This window comes from Streptomyces luteoverticillatus, assembly GCF_003970715.1.
GTDB classification, from domain to species: Bacteria; Actinomycetota; Actinomycetes; order Streptomycetales; family Streptomycetaceae; genus Streptomyces; species Streptomyces abikoensis.
In genome coordinates, this window is record NZ_CP034587.1 from 5,796,838 (window position 1) to 5,820,749 (window position 23,912).

The 23,912-nt window shown below is 72.4% G+C and carries 22 protein-coding genes and 2 pseudogenes; 9 read left to right on the forward strand and 15 right to left on the reverse strand.

Features of this window, described 5'->3' with window-relative positions:
• Positions 1-26: 26 nt before the first annotated feature.
• The 3 genes from EKH77_RS25900 to EKH77_RS25910 all read left to right on the forward strand — a co-directional run bounded on the left by EKH77_RS25900 (position 27) and on the right by EKH77_RS25910 (position 4,173).
• Positions 27-1,772, forward strand: a complete 1,746-nt coding sequence (locus EKH77_RS25900; protein WP_126918294.1) for a gamma-glutamyltransferase family protein — start codon at positions 27-29, stop codon at positions 1,770-1,772.
• A 95-nt stretch (positions 1,773-1,867) separates the two neighbouring features.
• Positions 1,868-2,716 carry an inositol monophosphatase family protein gene (locus EKH77_RS25905; protein ID WP_126916697.1) on the forward strand — a complete coding sequence of 283 codons (849 nt, stop codon included), beginning with the start codon at positions 1,868-1,870 and terminating at the stop codon, positions 2,714-2,716.
• 50 nt (positions 2,717-2,766) lie between these two features.
• Positions 2,767-4,173 carry a phytoene desaturase family protein gene (locus tag EKH77_RS25910; protein ID WP_126918295.1) on the forward strand — a complete coding sequence of 469 codons (1,407 nt, stop codon included), beginning with the start codon at positions 2,767-2,769 and terminating at the stop codon, positions 4,171-4,173.
• Between the two features lie 13 nt (positions 4,174-4,186).
• On the opposite strand, the gene EKH77_RS25915 is transcribed toward EKH77_RS25910, so the two are convergent.
• The 7 genes and pseudogenes from EKH77_RS25915 to EKH77_RS25935 form a co-directional block, all read right to left on the reverse strand.
• Positions 4,187-5,041, reverse strand: a complete 855-nt coding sequence (locus EKH77_RS25915; RefSeq protein WP_126916698.1) for an SDR family NAD(P)-dependent oxidoreductase — start codon at positions 5,039-5,041, stop codon at positions 4,187-4,189.
• Positions 5,028-6,587, reverse strand: coding sequence for a class I adenylate-forming enzyme family protein (locus EKH77_RS25920; RefSeq protein ID WP_240667801.1), 1,560 nt, complete (start codon positions 6,585-6,587; stop codon positions 5,028-5,030). Before EKH77_RS25920 ends, EKH77_RS25915 begins: the two co-directional genes overlap by 14 nt.
• 1 nt (position 6,588) lies before the next feature.
• A complete protein-coding gene (locus EKH77_RS25925) occupies positions 6,589-7,131 on the reverse strand; it encodes a hypothetical protein (protein WP_126916700.1) in 543 nt (180 codons plus the stop codon).
• Positions 7,132-7,280: 149 nt separating this feature from the next.
• A complete protein-coding gene (locus EKH77_RS34820; protein ID WP_430981036.1) occupies positions 7,281-7,388 on the reverse strand; it encodes a hypothetical protein in 108 nt (35 codons plus the stop codon).
• Positions 7,385-7,499: pseudogene (locus EKH77_RS34825) on the reverse strand (Clp protease N-terminal domain-containing protein); the annotation flags it as partial. The pseudogene EKH77_RS34825 and the gene EKH77_RS34820, both read right to left, overlap by 4 nt.
• 216 nt (positions 7,500-7,715) lie before the next feature.
• A pseudogene (locus EKH77_RS33985) lies at positions 7,716-7,886 on the reverse strand (Clp protease N-terminal domain-containing protein); the annotation flags it as partial.
• Between the two features lie 6 nt (positions 7,887-7,892).
• Positions 7,893-8,126 carry a hypothetical protein gene (locus tag EKH77_RS25935; protein ID WP_126916702.1) on the reverse strand — a complete coding sequence of 78 codons (234 nt, stop codon included), beginning with the start codon at positions 8,124-8,126 and terminating at the stop codon, positions 7,893-7,895.
• Between the two features lie 125 nt (positions 8,127-8,251).
• Between EKH77_RS25935 and EKH77_RS25940 the strand changes: the two genes are divergently transcribed.
• Together EKH77_RS25940 and EKH77_RS25945 are read left to right on the forward strand one after the other, a co-directional pair.
• Entirely contained in the window at positions 8,252-9,733 is a 1,482-nt protein-coding gene (locus tag EKH77_RS25940) for a DNA-3-methyladenine glycosylase 2 family protein (RefSeq protein WP_126916703.1), read from the forward strand.
• Positions 9,734-9,770: 37 nt separating this feature from the next.
• On the forward strand, positions 9,771-10,277 hold the full coding sequence (locus EKH77_RS25945) for a methylated-DNA--[protein]-cysteine S-methyltransferase (RefSeq protein ID WP_126916704.1): 507 nt from the start codon (positions 9,771-9,773) through the stop codon (positions 10,275-10,277).
• 87 nt (positions 10,278-10,364) lie between these two features.
• Here the strand turns inward: EKH77_RS25945 and EKH77_RS25950 are convergent, their stop codons facing one another.
• Complete coding sequence (locus EKH77_RS25950; protein WP_126916705.1) at positions 10,365-11,105, reverse strand: SIR2 family NAD-dependent protein deacylase; 741 nt, start codon at positions 11,103-11,105, stop codon at positions 10,365-10,367.
• A gap of 73 nt (positions 11,106-11,178) precedes the next feature.
• Entirely contained in the window at positions 11,179-12,864 is a 1,686-nt protein-coding gene (locus EKH77_RS25955) for a BCCT family transporter (RefSeq protein ID WP_126916706.1), read from the reverse strand.
• 255 nt (positions 12,865-13,119) lie between these two features.
• Here EKH77_RS25955 and uppS point away from each other — a divergent pair, with 255 nt between their 5' ends.
• The 4 genes from uppS to EKH77_RS25975 all read left to right on the forward strand — a co-directional run bounded on the left by uppS (position 13,120) and on the right by EKH77_RS25975 (position 17,367).
• Complete coding sequence (gene uppS, locus EKH77_RS25960) at positions 13,120-13,854, forward strand: polyprenyl diphosphate synthase (protein ID WP_126916707.1); 735 nt, start codon at positions 13,120-13,122, stop codon at positions 13,852-13,854.
• 313 nt (positions 13,855-14,167) lie between these two features.
• A complete protein-coding gene (locus tag EKH77_RS25965) occupies positions 14,168-15,112 on the forward strand; it encodes a terpene synthase family protein (RefSeq protein ID WP_126916708.1) in 945 nt (314 codons plus the stop codon).
• A gap of 46 nt (positions 15,113-15,158) precedes the next feature.
• Entirely contained in the window at positions 15,159-16,178 is a 1,020-nt protein-coding gene (locus tag EKH77_RS25970; protein WP_164737860.1) for an aromatic ring-hydroxylating oxygenase subunit alpha, read from the forward strand.
• Positions 16,179-16,245: 67 nt separating this feature from the next.
• Complete coding sequence (locus tag EKH77_RS25975; RefSeq protein WP_126916710.1) at positions 16,246-17,367, forward strand: glycerate kinase; 1,122 nt, start codon at positions 16,246-16,248, stop codon at positions 17,365-17,367.
• A 139-nt stretch (positions 17,368-17,506) separates the two neighbouring features.
• Here the strand turns inward: EKH77_RS25975 and pssA are convergent, their stop codons facing one another.
• The 6 genes from pssA to EKH77_RS26005 form a co-directional block, all read right to left on the reverse strand.
• The gene (gene pssA, locus EKH77_RS25980) at positions 17,507-18,364 is read right to left on the reverse strand and encodes a CDP-diacylglycerol--serine O-phosphatidyltransferase (RefSeq protein ID WP_206279923.1); all 858 of its coding nucleotides are present in this window, start codon (positions 18,362-18,364) and stop codon (positions 17,507-17,509) included.
• On the reverse strand, positions 18,351-19,007 hold the full coding sequence (locus tag EKH77_RS25985) for a phosphatidylserine decarboxylase (RefSeq protein ID WP_126916711.1): 657 nt from the start codon (positions 19,005-19,007) through the stop codon (positions 18,351-18,353). Before EKH77_RS25985 ends, pssA begins: the two co-directional genes overlap by 14 nt.
• Before the next feature lie 201 nt (positions 19,008-19,208).
• The gene (locus EKH77_RS25990) at positions 19,209-20,414 is read right to left on the reverse strand and encodes an acyl-CoA dehydrogenase family protein (protein ID WP_126916712.1); all 1,206 of its coding nucleotides are present in this window, start codon (positions 20,412-20,414) and stop codon (positions 19,209-19,211) included.
• 1 nt (position 20,415) lies between these two features.
• Complete coding sequence (locus EKH77_RS25995) at positions 20,416-20,928, reverse strand: MaoC family dehydratase (RefSeq protein WP_126916713.1); 513 nt, start codon at positions 20,926-20,928, stop codon at positions 20,416-20,418.
• Between the two features lie 3 nt (positions 20,929-20,931).
• Entirely contained in the window at positions 20,932-21,903 is a 972-nt protein-coding gene (locus EKH77_RS26000) for an HpcH/HpaI aldolase/citrate lyase family protein (protein WP_126916714.1), read from the reverse strand.
• The gene (locus EKH77_RS26005) at positions 21,900-23,912 is read right to left on the reverse strand and encodes a protein meaA (RefSeq protein WP_126916715.1); all 2,013 of its coding nucleotides are present in this window, start codon (positions 23,910-23,912) and stop codon (positions 21,900-21,902) included. The genes EKH77_RS26000 and EKH77_RS26005 overlap by 4 nt, the downstream gene beginning before the upstream one ends.

Here is a 23,912-nt window from a genome sequence, read left to right on the forward strand (position 1 = left end):
GGCCCACCCTCCAGGGCACCTTCGGCATGGTGTCCTCCACCCACTGGCTGGCCTCCCAGTGCGCGATGGCCGTCCTGGAGGGCGGCGGCAACGCGTTCGACGCCGCCGTGGCCGCCGGGTTTGTCCTCCACGTCGTCGAGCCGCACCTCAACGGCCCGGCCGGCGAGGTGCCCGCGCTGCTCGCCCCCGCCGGGGGACCTGTGCGGGTGCTGTGCGGCCAGGGGCCGGCCCCCGCCGGGGCGAGCGTGGCGCACTACACCTCGCTCGGCCTGGAACTCGTCCCCGGCACCGGCCCCCTCGCGGCGGCCGTCCCCGGCGCCTTCGACGCCTGGATGCTGCTCCTGCGCGACCACGGCACCAAGTCCCTCCGCGACGTGCTCGGCTACGCGATCGGCTACGCCGAGCACGGCCACGCGCCCGTCGAACGGGTCGGGGCGACCGTCGCCACCGTACGGAAGCTGTTCGAGACCGAACCGGAGTGGGCGTCCTCCGCGGCCCTCTACCTGCCCGGCGGCAGGCCCCCGGCCCCCGGCGTCCTCTTCCGCAACCCCGCCCTCGCCGCCACCTGGCGCCGGCTCCTCGCCGAGGCGGAGGCGGCCGGGCCCGGTCGCGAGACACGGATCGACGCCGCCCGCCGGATCTGGCGCGAGGGCTTCATCGCCGAGGCGCTCGTCCGGGCCGCCGCCCGTCCCACCCTGGACACCTCCGGGGAACGCCACGCGGGCACCCTCACCGGCGACGACCTCGCCCGCCACCACGCCACCTACGAGGACCCCGTCACCTTCGACTGGCGGGGCTGGACCGTCTGCAAGGCCGGCCCCTGGTCGCAGGGCCCCGTCCTCCTCCAGCAACTCGCCCTCCTCCCCGAGGACCTCCCCGCCTACGGGACGCCCGATTACGTCCACACCCTCATCGAGGGCGGCAAGCTCGCCATGGCCGACCGCGAGGCCTGGTACGGCGACGCCACCGGCGACGTACCGGTGGACGCGCTGCTGTCGGACGCCTACAACGCCGGGCGCCGGAAGCTCATCGGCGCCACCGCCTCGTACGAGCTGCGCCCCGGCAGCCCCGGCGGACGCGTGCCGCGGCTGGCCCGGCTCCCCGAGGGCGAGGCCCCGGCCGTCCACGCGGGCGGCGGGGAGCCCACCGTCGGCGCCGACGGCGCCACCTCCGGGGACACCTGCCACCTCGACGTCGTCGACCGCTGGGGCAACATGATCTCCGCGACGCCCAGCGGCGGCTGGCTCCAGTCCAACCCCGTCGTGCCCGGGCTCGGCTTCCCCCTCGGCACCCGGCTCCAGATGACCTGGCTGGAGGAGGGCCTGCCCAACAGCCTCACGCCCGGCCGCCGGCCGCGCACCACGCTCACCCCGTCGCTGGCCCTGCGCGGCGGCGAGGCCGTCCTGGCCTTCGGCACCCCCGGCGGCGACCAGCAGGACCAGTGGCAGCTGCACTTCCTCCTCGCCCTCGCCCTGCGCCCCGAGGTGCGCGGCGGGCCGGACCTCCAGGGCGCCATCGACGCCCCCAACTGGCACCAGGAGAGCTTCCCCGGCTCCTTCCACCCCCGGACGGCCCGCCCCGGCGCCGTCACCGTCGAGTCGCGGCTCGGGGAGAGCCTCGTCACAGAGCTGCGCCGCCGGGGGCACGCGGTCACGGTCGGCGGGCCGTGGTCGGAGGGCCGGCTGTGCGCGGTCGCGCGCGACCCGGAGACGGGCGTGCTGTCGGCGGCCGCCAATCCGCGCGGGATGCAGGGGTACGCGGTGGGACGCTGACCGGGCGGGGGACGCCGACCAGGCGTTCACGGGAACGTCATGGTGAGGCCATCGCCACACCACCGGTCGTCGGCGCCGCATGGTTCGATGTTCATATGGTTCAGACGATCGAAAAGTCCCTCGCCACGTTCCTCGAAGGCGACCTCGGCGAGGTCGAGGAGGCGATACGCAAGGCGGCCGCCACCGAGATCCTGCCGCGCTTCCGGCAGCTCGCCGCGGACGAGATCGTGGAGAAGAACGGCCCGCACGACCTCGTCACCGTCGCCGACCGGCTCGCCGAGGAACAGCTCACCCACGCCCTCACCGCTCTGCTGCCCGGCTCGGTGGTCGTCGGCGAGGAGGCCGTGCACGCCGACCCGTCCGTGCTCGGCGCCCTCGGCGGGGACGCGCCCGTGTGGATCGTCGACCCGGTCGACGGCACCCGGCAGTTCGTCCACGGCGACCCCGGCTTCGCCACCCTCGTCTGCCTCGCCCACCGCGGCGAGCTGCTGGCCTCCTGGACGTACGCCCCCGCGCTCGACGAGCTGGCCGTCGCCCGGCGCGGCGGGGGAGCGGTCCTCAACGGCGTACCGCTGCGCTCCGGTTCCCCCGAGCCGGGCCGTGAGCTGACCGTGGCGATCTCGCACTACGACTTCACCACCGACGAGGAGAAGCGCGTCCTCGCGACGCTGCTCACCGACGGCGTCGCCCCCCGCCCCTGCGGCTCGGCGGGCCTGGAGTACCTGGCGGTGGCCCGCGGCACCCTGGACGCGCTGGCTTTTTCGTGGGAGAACGCCTGGGACCACGCGGCCGGGCTGCTGCTGGTCGCCGAGGCGAGCGGGGCGAGCGCCACGGTCGCGGGCGAGCCGTTCCGGATCACCGGTGGCAACGCGCTTCCCTTCAGCGCCGCGCGGGACGAGAAGACGCTGGGGCATATCCTGGGCCTGCTGGCGTCCGCCGGCTGACGGGCAGACCCTGTCGGCGGGCACGACTTGAGGGGAGTCCGGTGGCCACCATGCTCGACGCGGTCGTCGTGGGGGCGGGGCCCAACGGGCTGACCGCCGCCGTGGAACTCGCCCGGCGGGGCCTCGCCGTCGAGGTCTTCGAGGCCGCCGACGCCATCGGGGGCGGTGCCCGCACCGAGGAGCTGACCCTCCCGGGCTTCCGGCACGACCCGTGCTCCGCCGTGCACCCCCTCGCCGTCCGCTCGCCCGCCTTCGCCGGCATGCCGCTGGACCTCCACGGCCTGGAGTGGATCCACCCCGAGCTGCCGCTGGCGCACCCCTTCCCCGACGGGACGGCCGCCGTGCTCTCCCGGAGCGTCGGCGAGACCGCCGCCTCGCTCGGCCCGCGCGACGCCGGCCGCTACCGACGGCTCATGGCGCCCTTCCGCGGCCGCTGGGACACGGTGGCCGCCGACTTCCTGCGCACCCAGTGGGACGGGCTGCCCCGCGACCCGGTCACCTACGCCCGCTTCGGGCTGGTCGCCGGGCAGTCCGCCGGGCTGCTGGCCAGGACCCGCTTCCACGACGAGAAGGCCCGGGGCCTCCTCGCGGGGCTCGCCGCCCACGGCATCGCCCCGCTCAGCGGCTTCGGCACCGGCGGCATGGCCCTGATCTTCGCGCTCGCCGCCCACGAGGGCGGCTGGCCCGTGCCGCGCGGCGGCTCGCAGTCCATCGCCGACGCCCTCGGCTCGTACCTGCGCGAGCTGGGCGGCGTCATCCACACCAGCTTCGAGGTCAAGCACCTCGACGACCTGCCGCCCGCCCGGGCGTTCGTCTTCGACACCTCGCCGACCGCGCTCGCCCGGATCGCGGGACTCGGCGACGCCTACCGGAAGTTCCGCTACGGCCCCAGCGTCTTCAAGATCGACTACGCGCTGGACGCGCCCGTGCCCTGGACGGCCGAGCCCGCCCGGCGGGCTGGGACCGTCCATGTCGGCCCCACGTTCGGCGAGATCGGGGAGGCGCTGCGGGCCGCCGTCGAGGGCGACGACCCGTCCGTCCCCTTCCTCATCACCGCCCAGCCCAGCATCATCGACCCCACGCGCGCGCCCGAGGGCAAGCACACCTTCTGGGCGTACGGGCACGTGCCCAACGGCTGGGAGGGCGACGCCACGGAGGTGATAGAGCGACAGATCGAGCGCTTCGCCCCCGGATTCCGCGACCGCGTCCTCGCCCGCGCCACGGCCGGCCCGCCCGAGCTCGCGGCGCGCAACGCCAACTACGTCGGCGGCGACATCGCCACGGGCTCGGTCGCGGGCCTGCGACTGCTGCTGCGCCCCCGGCTCGCGCGCGTCCCCTACGCCACCGCGCACCCGGCCGTCTTCCTGTGCTCCTCGGCCACCCCGCCGGGCCCGGGCGTCCACGGCATGTCCGGCCACCACGCGGCGCGGGCGGTCTGGCGCAGGCTCTTCGCGTGACGGAGCCCTCGCCTCAACGCTGCCGGACAGGCTCCTCCGCCCGCTCCGTCGGGGGCGGGCCCACGGCGGCGTGGACGTCCTCGACGGTCAGGTAGCGGCCGGACAGCGCCGCGGCCGGGCCCGTGGCCAGTCCGAGGAGGGCGTCGACCGCCCGGGGGAGCGGAACGGATCGTCCGGCCTCGATCTGCTCACGGATCCAGCGGGCGCGGCGCCGGCGCCAGGGGTCGGCGGAGTCGATCTCGTCCAGCGCGCTCAGGGTGAGTCCGGTCGCCACGATCCCCGGGTGGAGGCTGAAGGCCAGGACGTCGTGGGGGCGGGCCTCGCTGGCGATGTTCTCGATGAACGTGATGCCGGCGGCCTTGGCGACGGAGTAGGAGGACAACGTGGGCCAGCGGTGCCGTCCCGCGGCGCTGCTGATGCTGATGACACGCCCGCCGCCCTGACCGATCATCAGCGGGAGCACGGCGTGCACGGTGGCGATGGTGCTCAGGGTGTTGACGCGCACCGCCTCCCACCACTGTTCGACGGGGATCTCCCAGGTGAGGCCGATGGGGCCTTCCACGCCGGCGTTGTCGACGAGGACGTCGATACGGCCGAGCTCGGCATGGATCCGCCGCATGGCGTCGGCCGCCGCCGCCATGTCGCTGACATCGGCGCACACCGGGGTGACCGGAACGCCCGGCCGTGTGGGCAGCGCCGCGGCGAGGCGCTCGAGCGCCGGGCGGGTGCGCGCGACGAGAGCCAGCGGGAAACCCCGTTCGGCACAGGCGGTGGCGATGGCCGCACCGAGCCCGCCGGTGGCGCCGGTGATGACGACGACGGGCGGGTCTCCGGCGACGCGCCCACCGGTTCCGTCAGACGTCGGCATGGGGCATGTCCTCCCGCTCGGGTACGCCGTAGCGGACGCGCAGTGCGGCACGGTCGAGTTTTCCGGTGGCCGAGAGCGGCAGCCGCTCGGCGAAGTCGACGGAGCGGGGCACCTTGTACCGGGCGAGCAGGCCGCGGCAGTGGCCGAGCAGTTCCTCGGCGTCCGGCCGGCCGCCCGGCCGGGGGACGATCACGGCGTGCGGGACCTCGCCCCGCCGGTGATCGGCCCGGCCGATCACGGCGGCGTCCTCGACCCGGGGGTGCGCGCGCAGCACGTCCTCGATCTCGGCGGGCTGCACGCTGTACCCGCCGGTCATGATGGTGTCCTTGGAGCGCCCGACGACGCGGACGCAGCCGTGCTCGTCGCGGAGCACCAGATCGCCGGTGCGCAGCCAGCCGTCGTCGTCCGTGACCGGGGTCGGCTGCCGGGATCCGGTCCGGCAGCCGGGGGTGACCTGCGGGCCCCGCACCCACAGCTCGCCGGCCGTGCCGGCCGGCGCCGGGCGGCCGGGGGCCTGTCGGTCGACGACGCGAACCTCCAGGCCCGGGACCGGGACGCCGGCGCTGTCCCGGCAGGAGTCGGCGGTGGGGCTCAGCCCCGCGCCGGCGAGTTCGGTCATCCCCCAGCTCTGCAGCAACTCCACGCCGGTGCGTCGGTGCCAGTCGCGGCGCAGGCCGGCGGGCGTCCCCTGCCCCGCGCTCAGGCAGCGCCGCAGAGCGGCCGGCCGCCATCGCGGGCCGGCGGCCTCCAGCAGCCCGCGGTAGACGGTCGGCACCGCTTCGACGACGGTGACGTCGCGCGTGGCGAGCTCCTCCAGCCACCGGGCGGGCTCGAAGGCACGGGAGGAGATCAGCAGCGTCGCCCCGGCCAGGAGGGTGGAGATCGCCGCGAGATGGCCGTAGGTGTGCGCGAGGGGGATGGGAACGGCCACCACGTCATCGGGCTCGCGGTGCCGGCTGTGCCAGAAGCCGGTCGAGAGGTGGAGCGCCCGCCCCGTCTGGACCATGGGACGGCAGGCGCCCGTCGAACCCGACGTATGCGTGATCAGGCAAGGGGCGTCCGCTCCGGACCGCCGCTCCACGGCCCCCGCCGCCGCGCGCGCACCGCTCGCGAGCCGTGGCTCCGGCGGCACCGCGATCACGTCCACGCGCAGCCCCCGCCGGGCGCACAGCTCCGTGATGTCGTCCGACCGTTCGGGGCCGGTCAGCACCGCCCGGGGGCGGACGTGTTCCAGCACGCGGGCGATCTCGTGGTCGGTGAGCACGGCGTTCACCGGCGCCACCGCCATGCCCGCCTTGTGGACGGCGAGATACGCGGCGAGCCAGGAGCCGCCGTTGGGCAGGAGGATCGCGGCGCAGTCGCCCGGGGTGTCGCGGTCCTCCGGGGCGTCGCGGTCCTCCGGAGCGTCCGGCGGCGGGCGCAACGTGGCGGCCAGCGAGGAGGACCAGTGGTCCAGCTCGGCGTAGGAATGGGCGGCGGTCCCGTCGAGGACGGCGACGCGGGAGCCGCCCGTGGCGAGCGCGTCGAGCAGGGCGTCGGGGAACATCTCAGACACGCTCCCAGGCCCCCGTCGCCGCAGCGGCTTCCTCGGTGTGCGTCTCGGGTGGCACGACCCAGGGGCTGAACAGTTCGCGGATGTAGGCCCACGGCCGGTCGGCGGCGTTCAGTGTGTAGTCCTTGAACGCGCAACGCGTGGCCGGTTCCTGGGGCCAGGGTGTCAGGCCGGTCCGGCTGATCCGGCGGTTCATCGGCAGGCCCGCCGCGGTGAACGCGAACCCGATGGGGCGCGTACGGTCCCGCATCGCCGCGTCGACCCGTCCGTCCGTACCGGCCCGCGCCACCACGACGTTGACCGACACCACCTCACCGGCGCGGGTGACCAGCCGGGTGCGGCGCACCAGGCACTCGTCGTCCGCCGCCAGGGCCAGCAACCCGCGTGCGGCCGGCTCCACATGCCGCCCCGGCGTCGTCTCGACGCCGTCCACCCAGGGGGTGAGGTGCGCTTGTGTGAGCGCCTGGAGCAGGACGGTGGTCAGACCGTCGCTGGCCAGCAGTATGCGGGTGACGGGCGACCGGAAAACCGGGGCCACGTGCGAAGTACGCTCCGGGAACAACGGATCGGGGCGCGCGGCCTGCCGCGCGTCGGTCATCGGCACGCCCAGCCCAACGACCGACTGATCCGAACGCAACTACCCGGACCGTAAAGCCGGTGCCCCGCCGTCGCCCGTCCCGGCGCGTGCTACGCGGCCCGTCCCAGGTCGGCCAGCACCCCGGCGCGCAGCGCCGCGGGCTCCACGCCGAGGCGCCGGAAGTAGTCCGCCGTCGTCTCGTCGTCGCAGCCGAGCACGCCCAGCAGGACGTGTTCGAGGCCTATGTGATTGCTTTTCAGGGTCCGCGCCTCACGCAGTGACCTCTCCAGGGCCTTCTTGGCGCGGGGCGCGAAGGGGATGTGGCCCACGAGTCCGGCGGGGTTGCGGCCCAGCCCGAGCAGCCGCCGTCCCGCCGGTTCGAGTGCCGGCGGCGGCGCGTCCAGCGCGCCGGGGCCGAACGCCCGCTCCGCCTGGTCGCGCACCGCGTCGAGATCGATGCCGAAGGCGCGCAGCGCCTCCGCGTCGTCCTCGTCGAAGTGGCCGTCCGAGGCCGCCGGTGCCGGGTCGAAGGCGGCACGGCAGCCCTCGGCGGTGACGCCGAAGCGGGCCAGGGTGGCGGCGGCCGGCGCGCCGGTGCGGCCGGCGACCGCCACCAGCAGGTGTTCCGTGCCGATCCGCGCGTGCCCCAGCGCGCGTGCCTCCTCCTGGGAGTCGACGACCGCGGTGCGCGCGTCCTTGGTGAATCGTTCGAACATGCCTGTCTACCTCCTGGCGTGCTTCTTGTGGACCGCCTGCCTGCTGACCCCGAGGGCGCCCCCGATCTCCTCCCAGGACCAGCCCTGCCGCCGCGCGCTGTCGACCTGGAGCGCCTCCAGCCGCTCGACCAGCCGCCGCAGCGCGGCGACGGCCCGCAGCCCCACCCGGGGGTCCGGGCTCATCGCGGCTTCGGTGGTGCCCACCGCGTCGTTGGATTCCGTCGCTTCGGTTCCGGCCATGCTGTCAACCTAGGATGACACGAGGTGGCTGTCAACCACTATTGACAGAAGGGTCCGGCGGCCCGGCGACCTTGATGTCGGATTTCCGCGAGCGCCGGGGCCCTTGAAAGATCGACCCTGGAGGCATGCACACCGACTTCGACCGCTGCGTACGGGCCGTCCACTCCAAGGACGCGCGCTTCGACGGCTGGTTCTTCACCGCCGTCCTCACCACACGCGTCTACTGCCGCCCCAGCTGCCCCGTAGTGCCGCCGAAGGAACGGAACATGACCTTCTACCCCAGCGCGGCCGCCGCCCAGCAGGCCGGCTTCCGAGCCTGCAAACGCTGCCGGCCCGACGCCGCCCCCGGCTCGCCCCAGTGGAACGAACGCGCCGACCTCGTCGCCCGCGCCATGCGCCTCATCGCCGACGGCACGGTCGACCGCGAAGGCGTCGGCGGCCTCGCCGGCCGCCTCGGCTACAGCACCCGCCAGATAGAACGCCGGCTGCTCGCCGAGCTCGGCGCCGGACCCCTCGCCCTCGCCCGGGCCCAGCGCGCCCAGACCGCCCGCGTCCTGATCGAGACCAGCGACCTGCCCATGGCCGACGTCGCCTTCGCCGCCGGCTTCTCCGCCCTGCGCACCTTCAACGAGACCGTCCGCGAGGTCTTCGCGCTCACCCCCACCGACCTGCGCGCCCGCGCCGCGCGCGGCAGGGGCCCCGCCACCCCCGGCACCCTGGCGCTGCGCCTGCCCTTCCGGGCACCCCTGTGCCCCGAGAACCTCTTCGGGATGCTCGCCGCCACCGCCGTCCCCGGCGTGGAGGAGTGGCGCGACGGCGCGTACCACCGCACCCTGCGCCTCCCCCACGGGCAGGGCACGGTCGCGCTCGCCCCCCGGCCCGGCCACATCGACTGCCGGCTCGCCCTCACCGACCTGCGCGACCTGGCCGGCGCCATCAGCCGCTGCCGCGGACTCCTCGACCTCGACGCCGACCCCGAGGCCGTCGACGAACGGCTGCGCGCCGACCCCGCGCTCGCGCCCCTCGTCGACGCCGCCCCCGGCCGCCGCGTCCCGCGCACGGTGGACGGCGAGGAGTTCGCCATCCGGGCCGTGCTGGGCCAGCAGGTGTCGACCGCCGCCGCCCGCACCCTCGCCGCACGGCTCGTCGCCGCGCACGGCGAACCCGTCACCCCGCCCGAGGGCGGCCCCGGCGCCGGGCTCACCCACCTCTTCCCCTCCACCGAGGCGCTCGCCGCCCTCGACCCCGCCGCCCTGGCCATGCCCGCCGGCCGCCGGGCCACGCTCGTCCGCACCGTCCAGGAGCTCGCGAGAGGCGAACTCGCCCTCGGCGTCGGCAGCGACCGCTCGCGCGCCCGCGCGCGGCTCGCCGCGCTGCCCGGCATCGGGCCCTGGACGGCCGAGATCATCGCGATGCGCGCCCTCGGCGACCCCGACGCCTTCCCCGCCACCGACCTCGGCGTACGCCGCGCGGCCGCCCGGACCGGACTGCCCGCGACCCCCGCCGCGCTGACCCGGCACGCCGCGGCCTGGCGGCCCTGGCGCGCGTACGCCGTGCAGTACCTGTGGTCGGCCGACGACCACGCCACCACCCGCATGCCCGCCTGACGCCCCGCCCGCGCGAGGAGACCTCACCATGCCCACCATGAACCGCGTTCACACCGTCGTCGACAGCCCCTACGGCCCCCTCACGCTCGTCGCCACCGACGGCGTCCTCTCCGGCCTCTACATGACCGGCCAGCGGCACCGGCCTCCCCAGGAGAGCTTCGGCGGCCGGGCGGACGAACCCCTCGACCCCGACGGGCCGTTCCCCGAGGCGATCCGCCAGCTGACCGCGTACTTCGCGGGCGAACGCACCGGATTCGACCTCCCTCTGCGCCTGGAGGGCACCCCCTTCCAGCGCCGCGTCTGGGAGGAGCTCCGGCGGATCCCCTACGGGCGGACCGTCTCCTACGGCGAGCTCGCCGAGCGCCTCGGCGCCCCGGGCGCCGCGCGGGCCGTCGGCCTCGCCAACGGGAAGAACCCCGTGGGAATCATCGTCCCCTGCCATCGGGTCGTCGGTGCCGGTGGTGATCTGACGGGGTATGGCGGTGGGCTGGAGCGCAAGCGGCGGCTGCTGGCGCACGAGAGCGGTCCGGAGCGGCTGTTCTGAGCGGTCCGCCGGAATCGCGGTCCGGTCACCCGCGGGCCGGTGGAGGCTTGTCGCGCAGTTCCCCGCGCCCCTTACGGGGCGCCCGGCTTACGGGGCGGTACCGCCCAGCCGGGCCAGTAGCGCCGGCAACGCGGTGCCGATCGGTTCGCGCACGATCTCGTCGGCGCGGTCGTCGTACGGCGTGGGCTCGGCGTTGACGATGATCAGCCGGGCGCCGTGGTCGGCCGCGAGACCGGCGAGGGAGGCGGCGGGGTGCACCTTGAGGGTCGTACCGACCGCGATGAACACCTCGCAGGCCTTGGCGACGGCCACCGCCTGGCCCAGCACCGCCGGGTCCAGGCCCTCGCCGAACATGACCGTCGCCGACTTCAGGATCCCGCCGCACGCCTCGCACGCCGGGTCGGGGTCGCCGGCCGCGACCCGCGCCAGCGCCTCCGTCATGCCGGACCGCGCGTGGCACCGCGTGCACACCACCGCCCGCGCCGTGCCGTGCAGTTCGAGGACCTTGCGCTCCGGCATGCCCGCCATCTGGTGCAGTCCGTCGACGTTCTGGGTGATGACGCGCACGGGGGTGCCGGACCGTTCCAGGCGGACCACCGCCTCGTGCGCGGCGTTCGGCCGGGCGGTCAGTGTCGGCGCGTCCCGCCGCATCCGCCAGGACCGGCGACGGATCTCGGGATCCGCCATGTAGTACTCGTACGTCACGAGCTTCTCGGCCTCCGGGTCCCGCCGCCACAGGCCGCCCGGACCCCGGTAGTCGGGGATGCCGGAGTCGGTGGAGATGCCGGCGCCGCTGAGGATCGCCACGAGAGGCCGTGCGTCTGTCATGGCGTGAGCGTACGTGCGCCGGGGCGCGGCGGCACGCGGGTTTTCCCGGCGTCGCGGCGCCCCGACGCCCCGGTCAGGAGGGCCCGGCGGTCCCGCCCGGTCCCTCCTCGTCCCGGTCCCGTGTGCTCTCCGCGAGCCGGCGCAGCCGGTGGTGGCGTACCGGGCCGTGCTCGGTGACGGCCTCGCCGACCATCGTCCGCAGGGCGTCCCGCAGCCCGTGGAGGGCGTGGTGCGGCGCGGGGCCGGCGCCCGGGTCCGTCCGCAGCTCGGACAGCAGCGCCCAGCACACGGCCAGCATCACCACCACGAAGGGCAGCGCCACCAGGATCGTCGCCGACTGGAGGGACTTCAGCCCGCCCGCCACCAGCAGCACCGCCGCCACCGCGGCCATCAGCACGCCCCACACCACCACCAGCCAGGTGCGCGGATGGAGGGCGCCCCGGCTGGAGAGCGAGCCCATCACCAGGGACGCGGAGTCCGCGCTGGTGATGAAGTACGTCATCACCAGCGCCATCGCGATCCACGAGGTGAGCGTGGCCAGCGGGAGGGTGTCCAGCAGGGCGAACAGGGAGGCCTCCGCGCCCTCCTTGACGGTGCCCGCCATGTCGGCGGTCCCGGTGAGGTCCAGGCGCAGCGCGCTGCCGCCCATGACGCAGAACCACACCACCGTCGCCCCGCTGGGCACCAGCAGTACTCCGACGAGGAACTGGCGGACCGTCCGGCCGTGGGAGATCCGGGCGATGAACGTGCCGACGAACGGCGCCCACGACAGCCACCACGCCCAGTAGAAGATCGTCCACGCGCCCAGCCACTGGGAGTCGGTGAAGGCGCCGGTGCGGGTGGCGAGCGTGAGCAGGTCGTGGAGATAGCCGCCCGTGGCGGCCGGGATCGTGTTGAGGATGAACACGGTCGGCCCGAGCAGGAAGACGAACAGCATCAGGACGGCCGCGAGCACGATGTTGAGCGTGCTGAGCCATTTGACGCCCTTGTGGAGCCCGGAGAAGGCGGAGAGGACGAAGGCGGCCGACAGCACCGCGATGATGACGAGTTCGAGGGCGGTGGTGTCCTTCACCCCGGCCGTGATGTTCAGGCCCTTGGACACCTGGAGGGCGCCCAGGCCCAGGCTGGTCGCCGTGCCGAAGACGGTCGCGAAGACCGCGAGGAGGTCGACGACCCGCCCCGGCCAGCCGTCCGCCCGCTCCTTGCCGAGCAGGGGGACGAACACCGAACTGAGCCGGTTCCCCCGGCCCTTGCGGAAGCCGGCGTAGGCGAGCGCGAGCCCGGCCGTGCCGTAGATGGCCCACGGGTGGAGCGTCCAGTGGAAGAACGAGTACTCCAGGGCCGTGCGCGCGGCGGCGGGGGAGTCCGTCGCCACCCCGCTGCCCGGGGGCGGGGAGACGAAGTGCTGGAGCGGCTCGCCGACGCCGTAGAACATCAGCCCGATGCCCATGCCGGCGCTGAACATCATCGCGATCCACGCCAGATTGCCGAACTCGGGCGTCGAGTCGTCCGCGCCCAGCCGGATCCGGCCGTACCGGCTGAAGGCGATCACCACGCACAGCGCGAGGAACACATCGGCCGCGATCACGAACAGCCAGGCGAAATTGGACAGCACCCAGCCCAGGGCCGACGTCGAGACCCGGTCGAAGGACTTCCCGGCCAGCGCGGCCCAGGCCACGACGGCCAGGACCGCGGCCATGCCGATGGCGACGAGGGGCGCGTCCGGGGCCTCCGCGCGCTCCGTGTGCTCGGTGCTCATGACGCCCCACTATGGCCGGGAACGCCCCGGTCGGTGGCGCTGGCACGCCGCCCGGGCCCGGGGGGAGTGCGGCGGTTCCCCCAAGAGCGTGTGCGACGCGCGTGAGCCCCCCGGCCCTTACGGGTTCCCCATGGGGTGTGCGGTACGCCGGTCCTGCGTCCGTGCGCCCTCCTGCCGCGCCCTGGCGCCCTGTTCGTGCGATGTCAGGATGAAAGGAGAAATAAGCCATCCGATGTTCGAGCTGGGGGAGCGGTCATGCTGCCCGAAACGCATCCTTGGTCTTCCCGCCCGCACGGCCACGTGGGCAAGGTGCCCCGGCATCTGGCGGTCATCCTCGACGGCAACCGCCGCTGGGCGGAACGGCACGGCCTGCCTCTGGCCGACGCCTACCGGGCGGGGGCCGACCGGGTCCGCGAGCTGCTGGGCTGGTGCGATGATCTGGGCATTCCCTTCGTGACGGTCTGGGCGCTGTCCCGGGACAACCTCTGCCGGGAGCCCAAGGTGGTCGACCAGATCGTGGAGGCGATCACGGAGGGGCTGCGCGGGATGGCCGCGGAGGCCCGCTGGCCGATCAGGGTCGTCGGATCCCTTGAGTACCTCCCGCACCAGGAGCAGGCGGCGGCGCTCCGGGCCGTGGAGCGGGATTCCGCCATGGCGCCGGGAGCCCGGCTGACGGTGGCGGTCGCGTACGACGGACGGCGGGAAATCGTCGCTGCGGCTCAGGCGCTCATCAGCGCCTACGCCGAGGGCTCGCTCGTCGGGGAGTTCACTGAGCAGCGGCTGGCGGACTTCCTGTGCACCGCGGGACAGCCGGATGTCGATCTTTTGATCCGGACGTCGGGGGAGAGCCGGCTGTCCGGATTCATGCCATGGCAGACGGCATATGCGGAGTTCTACTTCACGCCGGTCTATTGGCCGGATTTCGACCATCATCATTTCGGCGAGGCAATCGCGGCCTATGCGGACCGGGACCGACGGCGCGGGTTGTGAGGTCCCGCCACGGTGGACGGCGCAAAGGCGCCTGAGCGATGTGAGGGGGCGCGTCCCCGGCCATTGATCTTTGCTGGTCCGTCACGGATGCGCTCCGCGCCCCAGTGCGCGCTCGGACGTGACCGCCCGTCGTTTGTGGGGCGTGAGGTGAGGGCAGCAAAGAATCATGTGCCAAGCCGGTCAACGGAGTTCGGGTTTCGGTCGGAAGGGGAGACGCTTGAGCAAGTCCCTACTGTTTTCCGAATCGTTTGAGAGCGATCAACTGGCCCTCAAGGAATATCGGGTTCCCCGATACGAGATCCCATTTCCCGTCGTGCTCAACCCTCATCACGAGTACGCGGAAAAGGCTGCCGTCCACTGGGCGCACGAGTACGGTCTGGACCGTACGCCGGCGGCTGTCCAGCGCCTCACCGACATGCAGTGCGGCATGTTCTCCGCGCTCTGGTGCCCGCGCTCGGACCGCGAAGGAGCGGTCATCCTGGCGAAATGGATCATTTGGCTGTTCCTCTGGGACGACATCTTCGACGACGGCCCGCTCGGCCGCGACCCGGCCGCGTTCGCCGACGCCCTCGACCAGGTCGACCGTGCTGTGGTGGACAGCCCCGGACGCCTCGACGACACCCTCACCTTCCCGCTGGCCCGGGCGCTGGCGGATCTCTGGCGCGACTTCCACGCCTGTGCCTCCGACAACGTGCGACGTCGCTTCCCGGTGTCATTCCGGATGTACCTGCGAGCCATGGCTGCCGAGACGCGGAACCGGGCCGCCGAAGCCGTCCCCGACCTGGACTCGTATTTGCGGCTGCGCCGGGTGTGCGGGGCGACGCGCTCTTCCATCGACATGATCGAGGGGCTCCAGGGAGTGGACGTCCCCGACATGTTGCGGCACAGCCTCTACGGTGAACTGCGCGCCTTCGCCAGCGAATTGTGGCTGTGGTCCAACGACACCTTCACCGTCCGTAAGGACCTGCACTACCGAAACCCCCACAATCTGGTCCTCGTGCTGCGTGAGACCCGCGGCCTGTCCTTGCAGGACGCCGCGGACCAGGCAGGACACATGGTGGAGCAGCGCCTGCGGGACTTCGTGAGAGTCGCGGAACGCCTGCGGGAGCTGGTGGACCTGCCGGAGGACCCGCACTGCCGGGCCAAGGAGCCCGTGCTGCGGGGCGTACGGATGTTGGAGGAAGGCATCTCCGGATATTTCCGCTGGCAGGAGACCACCCTCCGCTACCGGCGCACCTCCGGTTTTCTCACCCCCTGAACCGTCAGCGCCGACAACCGCCGACATCGAGTGGACGGAGATGACCATGCGTGCGCGCGAATACAAGTCCAATTTCTCGGCGACCGCAGCGAACGAGAACCACCTGGAATCCCTCCCGTACCCCACGGGGTGGTTCTGTGTGGGATTCTCCAAGGAATGGCGGACGGGGCAGGTCCGCGCCGTTCCCTTCATGGGGTCCGACATCGTCGTCTACCGGACCCGCAGGGGAAGGCTGAAGGTCACGCGGCCTTACTGCCCCCATCTCGGCGCTCATTTGGGCGCCGGTGGCCGAATCGACGGAGAACTGCTGGTCTGCCCATTTCACGGGTTTTCCTTCGACACCGACGGTTCGTGTGTGCGCACACCTTATGGGACGCCGCCGAAAGTCTCGCTGGACCTTCTCCCGGTGCGCGAGAAGCATGGCATCGTGTGGGTGTGGCACTCTGCCGACGGTATGTCTCCGACCTGGCAGGTGCCCGACTTCCCGGAGACGGCTCGGCCGAGTGCGTTCCGGATGACGGAGCTGGCTGGGCATCCACAGGAAGTCGTGGAGAACCTCGTCGACTACCGGCACGCTGTCGAGATTCACGGTCTCCAATACGTCGATGTGCTGGAGCAGCCCTGTGGAGACGGGCCGTTCTATTCCATGAAGTACCGAGTGGGCCGCGGCCTCCTCTCCTTCGTCATCGCACAGGAGATCGTTCTTCATTTTGTCGGGCTCGGCGCCGCGCTCATCGTGTTCGACACCTTGCCTCTGCGGATGAAGGCCGCGCAATGGTTGCTCGCCACCCCCACAGGTCCGGGGCGCATGCGGTACTGGTGCGCCGCGCACGTCGTCACCGGGCCTGGTTCCCGCGTCCCCGCGCCGTTGCGCCGCGGCATCGAGCGTGCCTTGGGCTTCGGGATGAACAGTTGGACGATGCACGACGCACAGACTGATCTGCCTATCTGGCATCACAAGGCATATCTGCCCCATCCGGGCCTCAACGACGCCGACGGCCCCATAGGCCCCTTCCGCCACTGGGCGCGCCAGTTCTATCCCCAGGAGATTCCCGCCACCTCCTGACCCCGGTAGGGTCGCCGCGGCGCGACGACCCGTACGGCCTCCGGGCCGGGGAAGCGAGGACGGCACGGTGGCGGAACCGACACGCGTACTGATCGCCGCGGACAAGTTCAAGGGATCGCTGACCGCCGTGGAGGTGGCCCGGCACGTGGCCGCCGGGCTGCGGCGGGCGGCGCCGGGGGTGGTGCCCGTGGCGCTGCCGGTCGCGGACGGCGGCGACGGGACGGTCGCCGCCGCCCTGGCGGCCGGCTACGGGCGCCGTGAGGCGACGGTGACCGGGCCCTCGGGGCGGCCGGTCACGGCCGCGTACGCCCTGAGCGGCGACGGCGGCACCGCCGTGGTCGAGATGGCCGAGGCGTCCGGGCTGCGGCTGCTGCCGCCCGGACGCCTCGCGCCGCTCACCGCGACCACGTACGGCACGGGCGAGCTCGTCCGCGCCGCCCTCGACGCGGGCGCCCGCACCGTCGTGCTCGGGGTCGGCGGCAGCGCCACCACCGACGGCGGGGCGGGCATGCTCGCCGCGCTCGGGGCGCGCTTCCTCGACGCGGACGGGCGCCCCCTCGGCCCCGGGGGCGGCGCCCTGGCCGCGCTCGACCGCGCCGACCTGTCCGGGCTGGATCCCCGCCTGGCCGCGACCCGGATCGTGCTGGCGAGCGACGTCGACAACCCGCTCACCGGCCCGCGCGGGGCGGCGGCGGTGTACGGGCCCCAGAAGGGGGCGAGCGCGGCGGACGTGGCCGCGCTGGACGCGGCCCTCGCCCGCTACGCGTGGCTGCTGGACGGCGGCCGCCACGCGGCCGCGCCGGGCGCCGGCGCGGCCGGCGGGCTCGGCTACGGCGCCCTGGCCGGGCTGGGGGCGGCCTTCCGGCCCGGCATCGAGGTGATGCTCGACGTGCTGGGGTTCCGCGCGGCCGTGGCGGAAGCGGACCTCGTCATCACGGGGGAGGGCTCGCTCGACGAGCAGACCCTCCACGGCAAGGCGCCCGTGGGGGTGGCGCGGGCGGCGGGCGGTACGGCGGTGGTGGCCGTGTGCGGGCGGCTCTCCTTGGATGCCGCCACCCTCGCGGGTGTGGGCATCCAGCGGGCCTATGCCCTCACGGAGCTGGAGCCGGATCTGGAGCGGTGCGTGGCCCATGCGGGGCCGTTGCTGGAGCGTCTCGCCGCTCGTATCGCCCGCGACTACCTCGGCTGAGGTCAGAGCCTCTCCCACCCGCCCACCCGTTGCCCAGCATCGCTTTGCGGGGCAATCGGGTGGGCGGGTGGGAGAACGCCAAACGGCGGTGGGGCCGGGCAGATCGCCCGGCCCCACCGCCGTCGTACGAGGAAACGCGCTACCGCGCGGCGGTCTCCGCCTCCCGCGCCTCGCGCCGGTTGTCGCGGAACGTGTTCACCCGCCGCGCCGTCGCGAACAGCGGGATCACCGCCCCCAGGACCACCTGGAGCGCGCAGCCCGTCTGGAGGAGGAGCTCACCGCCGGGCGCGTCGAACGCCCACGCGGCCAGCAGGCCCATGCTGAGCACGATCCAGCTGAGCATGGCCACCGCCAGCGGCCCGCGCGGCTTGGGGTACTCGACCCGGCTGACCATCAGCCACGCCACACCCATGATCGCGAGCAGCGTCGGCACGAAGGGCAGCTCCAGCAGCACGATCGAGACGACCGTGAGCGCCCCGAAGGGGCTCGGCATGCCCTGGAAGATGCCGTCCCGCATCGGCACGCACGAGAAGCGCGCCAGCCGCAGGACGACCGCGAGCAGCACCACGATCGCGGCGACCGCCGAGACCCGCTGGTGGGCGTCGTCGGCGACCATGCCCCAGACGACCACGAAGTACGCGGGCGCCAGGCCGAAGCTGATCAGGTCGGACAGGTTGTCCAGCTCCGCGCCCATCGCCGAGCTGCGCAGCTTGCGTGCCACGAGCCCGTCGAAGAGGTCGAAGACGGACGCCAGCAGCATCAGTATCACGGCCGTGGCCGCGCTGTGGCGGGCCATGCCGCCGTCCTCGTTCCCTGTGAGGTGGGGGATGAGGACGCCGGTGGTGGTGAAATAGACCGCCATGAAGCCGCAGATCGCGTTGCCCAGGGTGAGGGTGTCCGCTATCGACAGCCGGGTGGACAGCGGCATGGGGTCCGTGTCCTCGGCCTCCGCCTCGGGAACCCAGGCGGCCTGTGTGTCCGGATCAATCACGGTCAAGACGTGTCACCCCTGCCGTGGTCGCCTGGCCGACCTCGACCGCGACCTCGACGCCCTCGGGGAGGTAGACGTCGACGCGCGAGCCGAAGCGGATCAGGCCGATCCGATCGCCCTGCTCCACCTTGGTGTCCGCCCCCACGTAGGGGACGATGCGGCGGGCCACGGCACCGGCGATCTGGACCATCTCGATGTCACCGAGCTCCGTGTCGAAGTGCCAGACGACACGCTCGTTGTTCTCGCTCTCCTTGTTGAAGGCCGGCACGAATCCGCCAGGAATGTGCTCGACCGACGTCACCGTGCCGGCCAGCGGCGCGCGGTTGACGTGGACGTTGAGCGGGCTCATGAAGATCGCGACGCGGGTTCGTCCGTCCTTCCAGGGCATGATGCTCTGCACCACGCCGTCGGCCGGGGAGATCACCCGGCCCTGGCCGATCTCACGATCGGGGTCGCGGAAGAACCACAGCATGCCGGCCGCGAGAGCGGTGGTGGGTACGGCCAGCGCAGCCCAGCGTCCGGAGCGGCGGGCCTTGGTGAGGCTGACGGCCGCCGTGGCGACGGTCGGCAGGAGCCACGGCGATGCTCCGCGCGCGAGGCGAACACCGCGGAGGCTGTCGCGAGGTGCAGAGGAAGAGCTGTGGGGCATGGGTGACCTTCGTAGCGGAGGGTGCCGCATAACGATCGGGGGACGGCGGCTTTCCGGGGATGCTATCGGTTGCGGGCGGCAACTGGCTAAGCGCCAGGGCCAGTCGATGGCCGAACCGCGACTACAGGGTGTGATCTTCTTCTCTGCACCATCACCGCCATCTCACCGTAAATGGGACTTAATCCCCGGTCAACCCCCGTCTCAGCCCTGAATCCGGTACTCCTCCAGCAGCCGGCGGCCGATGATCATTTTCTGGATCTCGGCCGTGCCCTCGCCGATCAGGAGCATCGGGGCCTCCCGGTAGAGCCGCTCGATCTCGTACTCCTTGGAGAATCCGTAACCGCCGTGGATGCGGAACGCGTCCTCGACGACCTCCTTGCAGTACTCGGAGGCCAGATACTTCGCCATGCCGGCCTCGAGATCGTTGCGCTGCCCCGAGTCCTTCTTCCGGGCGGCATTGACCATCATCGCATGGGCCGCTTCGACCTTTGTCCCCATTTCGGCAAGCTTGAACTGAATTGCCTGATGCTGCGCGATGGGTTTTCCAAAGGTGTGACGTTGCTGTGCGTACGAAACGCCCAGCTCGAAGGCGCGCTGTGCGACGCCGCAACCACGGGCCGCCACATTCACCCGGCCGACCTCGACGCCGTCCATCATCTGGTAGAAGCCGCGGCCGGTGGCCCCGCCCAGCACCCGGTCCGCCGGGACGCGCAGCCCGTCCATGATCAGCTCGGTGGTGTCGACCCCCTTGTAGCCCATCTTCTCGATCTTGCCGGGGATGGTCAGTCCCGGCTTGACCTGGCCGAAACCGGGCTCCTTCTCGATCAGGAAGGTGGTCATCGAGCGGTGCGGGGCCGTGCCCTCGGGGTGCCCCTCGTCCGTCCGGCACAGGACCGCCACCAGCGTCGACGAGCCGCCGTTGGTCAGCCACATCTTCTGGCCGGTCAGTACGTACTCGTCGCCGTCGCGCACCCCCTTGGATGTGATCGCCGACACATCCGAGCCCAGCCCGGGCTCCGACATCGAGAACGCGCCCCGCACCTCGCCCGTCGCCATGCGCGGCAGGAAGTGGTCCTTCTGCTCCTGGGTGCCGTGCTGCTTGAGCATGTAGGCGACGATGAAATGCGTATTGATGATCCCCGACACGCTCATCCAGCCCCGGGCGATCTCCTCGACGCACAGGGCGTATGTGAGAAGGGACTCACCCAGGCCCCCGTACTCCTCCGGGATCATCAGCCCGAAGAGCCCGAGTTCCTTGAGCCCCTCCACGATGCGGGTGGGGTACTCGTCCCGGTGCTCCAGCTCGGTCGCGACCGGAATGATCTCTTTGTCGACGAATTCCCGGACCGTGGCGAGAATCTCCCGCTGGACGTCCGTCAGCCCTTCGGTGCGCGCCAGGCGGCCCATCTCACTTCTCCCGGATGATCGGCTCGGGGCGGCCGGGCTGCTCCCCGCCGCGCTTCTCGATGTACTCGGCGGTGGGCACCATCACCTTGCGCCGGAAGGTACAGACGACGGTGCCGTCCTGCTTGTAGCCGATCGTCTCGACGTGGACGATCCCGCGGTCGCTCTTCGACTTCGACGGGGTCTTGCCGAGCACCCTGGTCTCGCCGTAGAGGGTGTCGCCGTGGAAGGTCGGCGCTATGTGCCGGAGCGACTCGATCTCCAGATTGGCGATCGCCTTGCCCGAGACATCGGGCACCGACATGCCCAGCAGCAGGGAGTAGACGTAATTCCCCACCACCACGTTCTTCCCGAAATCCGTGGTCTCCCCGGCGTAATGGGAGTCCAGGTGCAGCGGGTGGTGGTTCATGGTCAGCAGGCAGAAAAGGTGGTCGTCGTATTCCGTGACCGTTTTCCCGGGCCAGTGCTTGTAGACATCACCGACCGTGAATTCCTCATAGGTGCGGCCGAACTGCATCGCTCACGCCTCCGGGATCTCGAACGCGGAGGTGCGGACCATTCCGGCGGCGCGGCCCTTGCCGGCGACGACGAGCGCCATCTTCCGGCTCGCCTCGTCGATCATCTCGTCGCCGAGCATCGCCGAGCCCTTCTTGCCGCCCGCCTCGGAGGTGCACCAGTCGTAGGCGTCCAGGATCAGCTCGGCGTGGTCGTAGTCCTCCTGGGAGGGGGAGAAGACCTCGTTGGCGGCGTCGACCTGGCCGGGGTGGAGGACCCACTTGCCGTCGAAGCCCAGGGCGGCCGCGCGGCCGGCCACCTCGCGGAAGCCGTCCACGTTCTTGATCTGGAGGTAGGGGCCGTCGATCGCCTGGAGGTCGTTGGCGCGGGCGGCCATCAGGATGCGCATGAGGATGTAGTGGTAGGCGTCCGCCGGGTAGCCGGGCGGCTGCTCGCCGACCACGAGCGACTTCATGTTGATGGACGCCATGAAGTCCGCCGGCCCGAAGACGATCGTCTCCAGGCGGGGCGAGGCGGCGGCGATCGCGTCCACGTTCACCAGGCCCCTGGCGTTCTCGATCTGCGCTTCGATGCCGATGCGCCCGACCTCGAAGCCCATCGTCTTCTCGATCTGGGTGAGCAGCAGGTCCAGGGCGACGATCTGCTGGGCGTCCTGCACCTTGGGCAGCATGATGCAGTCGAGGTTGGGCCCGGCCCCCTCGACGACCGTGATCACATCGCGGTACGTCCAGTGGGTGGTCCAGTCGTTGACCCGCACGACCCGGGTCTTGCCCGTCCAGTCGCCCTTGTTCAGCGCGTCGACGACCGTGTGCCGGGCGCCTTCCTTGGCCAGCGGGGCGCAGGCGTCCTCCAGGTCCAGGAACACCTGGTCGACGGGGAGGCCCTGGGCCTTCTCCAGGAAGCGCGGGTTGCTGCCGGGGACGGCGAGGCAGGAGCGGCGCGGGCGGAGACGGCTGGCGGGGGTGGTGCCGGTCATGCGGTGACCTCCAGGGGGTCGAGGCTGTTCGCTGTGCGGATCTCGTCGACGATACGGCCGATGATCTCCGTGATGCCGAAGTCCTTCGGGGTGAAGACGGCCGCGACACCGGCCGCCTTGAGGGCGGTGGCGTCCGCGGACGGGATGATGCCACCGACGATCACGGGTATGTCGTCCGACCCCGCGTCGCGCAGCCGCGCCAGCACGTCGGGGACGAGCTCGGTGTGCGAGCCGGAGAGGATCGACAGACCCACGCAGTGGACGTCCTCGGCGACGGCCGCCGAGACGATCTGTTCCGGGGTGAGCCGGATGCCCTGGTAGACCACCTCGAAGCCCGCGTCGCGGGCCCGTACGGCGATCTGCTCGGCGCCGTTGGAGTGGCCGTCGAGGCCGGGCTTGCCGACCAGCAGCCGCAGCTTGCCGACGCCCAGTTCGTCCGCCGTGCGCCGGGCCTTCTCACGGACGGCCGCGAGCGGGCTGCCGGCCTCGGCGGCCACGGCCAGGGGAGCGCCGCCGACGCCCGTGGGGGCGCGGAACTCGCCGAAGACGTCCCGCAGGGCCCAGGACCACTCGCCGGTGGTGACGCCGGCCCGGACGCACTCCAGGGTGGCGGCCATCAGGTTCTCCGTGCCGGCGGCGGCCTTCTTCAGCGCCGAGAGGGCCTCCTGGGCGCGGACCTCGTCGCGGTCGTCGCGCCAGGCGTGGAGGGCGGCGACCACGCGGGCCTCGTTGGCCGGGTCGACGGTCATGATGGCGGTGTCGAGATCGGCGGTCAGGGGGCTGGGCTCGGTCGCCTCGTAGCAGTTGACTCCGACGATCTTCTCCTCGCCGGACTCGATGCGGGCCCGCCGCTCGGCGTGCGAGGAGACCAGCCGCGCCTTGAGGTAGCCGGACTCCACGGCGGCCATCGCGCCGCCCATCCCCTGGATCCGCTCGATCTCGGCCAGGCACTCGGTGACCAGCGCCTCGACCCTGGCCTCGATCACATGCGAGCCGGCGAAGATGTCCTCGTACTCCAGCAGGTCGCTCTCGTGGGCGAGGACCTGCTGGATGCGCAGCGACCACTGCTGGTCCCAGGGGCGGGGCAGGCCCAACGCCTCGTTCCAGGCGGGCAGTTGCACGGCGCGGGCGCGGGCGTCCTTGGAGAGGGTGACGGCGAGCATTTCCAGCACGATGCGCTGGACGTTGTTCTCCGGCTGGGCCTCGGTCAGCCCGAGGGAGTTGACCTGGACGCCGTAGCGGAAGCGGCGCTGCTTGGGGTTCTCGATGCCGTAGCGCTCCCGGGTGACGCGGTCCCAGATGCGGCCGAAGGCGCGCATCTTGCACATCTCCTCGATGAAGCGGACGCCCGCGTTGACGAAGAAGGAGATGCGGGCGACGACGTCGCCGAAGCGCTCGGCCGGCACCTGGCCGGAGTCCCGGACCGCGTCCAGGACGGCGATCGCCGTGGACATCGCGTAGGCGATCTCCTGGACGGGGGTGGCCCCCGCCTCCTGGAGGTGGTAGCTGCAGATGTTGATCGGGTTCCACTTGGGGACGCGGCCCACCGTGTAGGCGATCATGTCGGTGGTGAGCCGCAGGGAGGGCCCGGGCGGGAAGACGTGCGTCCCGCGCGAGAGGTACTCCTTGACGATGTCGTTCTGCGTCGTCCCCTGCAGCTGGGCGATGTCGGCACCCTGCTCCTCCGCGACCACCTGGTACAGCGCCAGCAGCCACATGGCGGTGGCGTTGATGGTCATGGAGGTGTTCATCCGCTCCAGCGGGATGTCCTTCAGCAGCCGCCGCATGTCGCCGAGGTGGGCGACGGGGACCCCGACCCGCCCGACCTCGCCGCGGGCGAGGACGTGGTCGGGGTCGTAGCCGGTCTGCGTCGGGAGGTCGAACGCGACCGAGAGGCCGGTCTGGCCCTTGGCGAGGTTGCGCCGGTAGAGCTCGTTGGACGCCTCGGCCGTGGAGTGCCCGGCGTACGTCCGCATCAGCCACGGACGATCCTTCTGACGCTGAGTCAT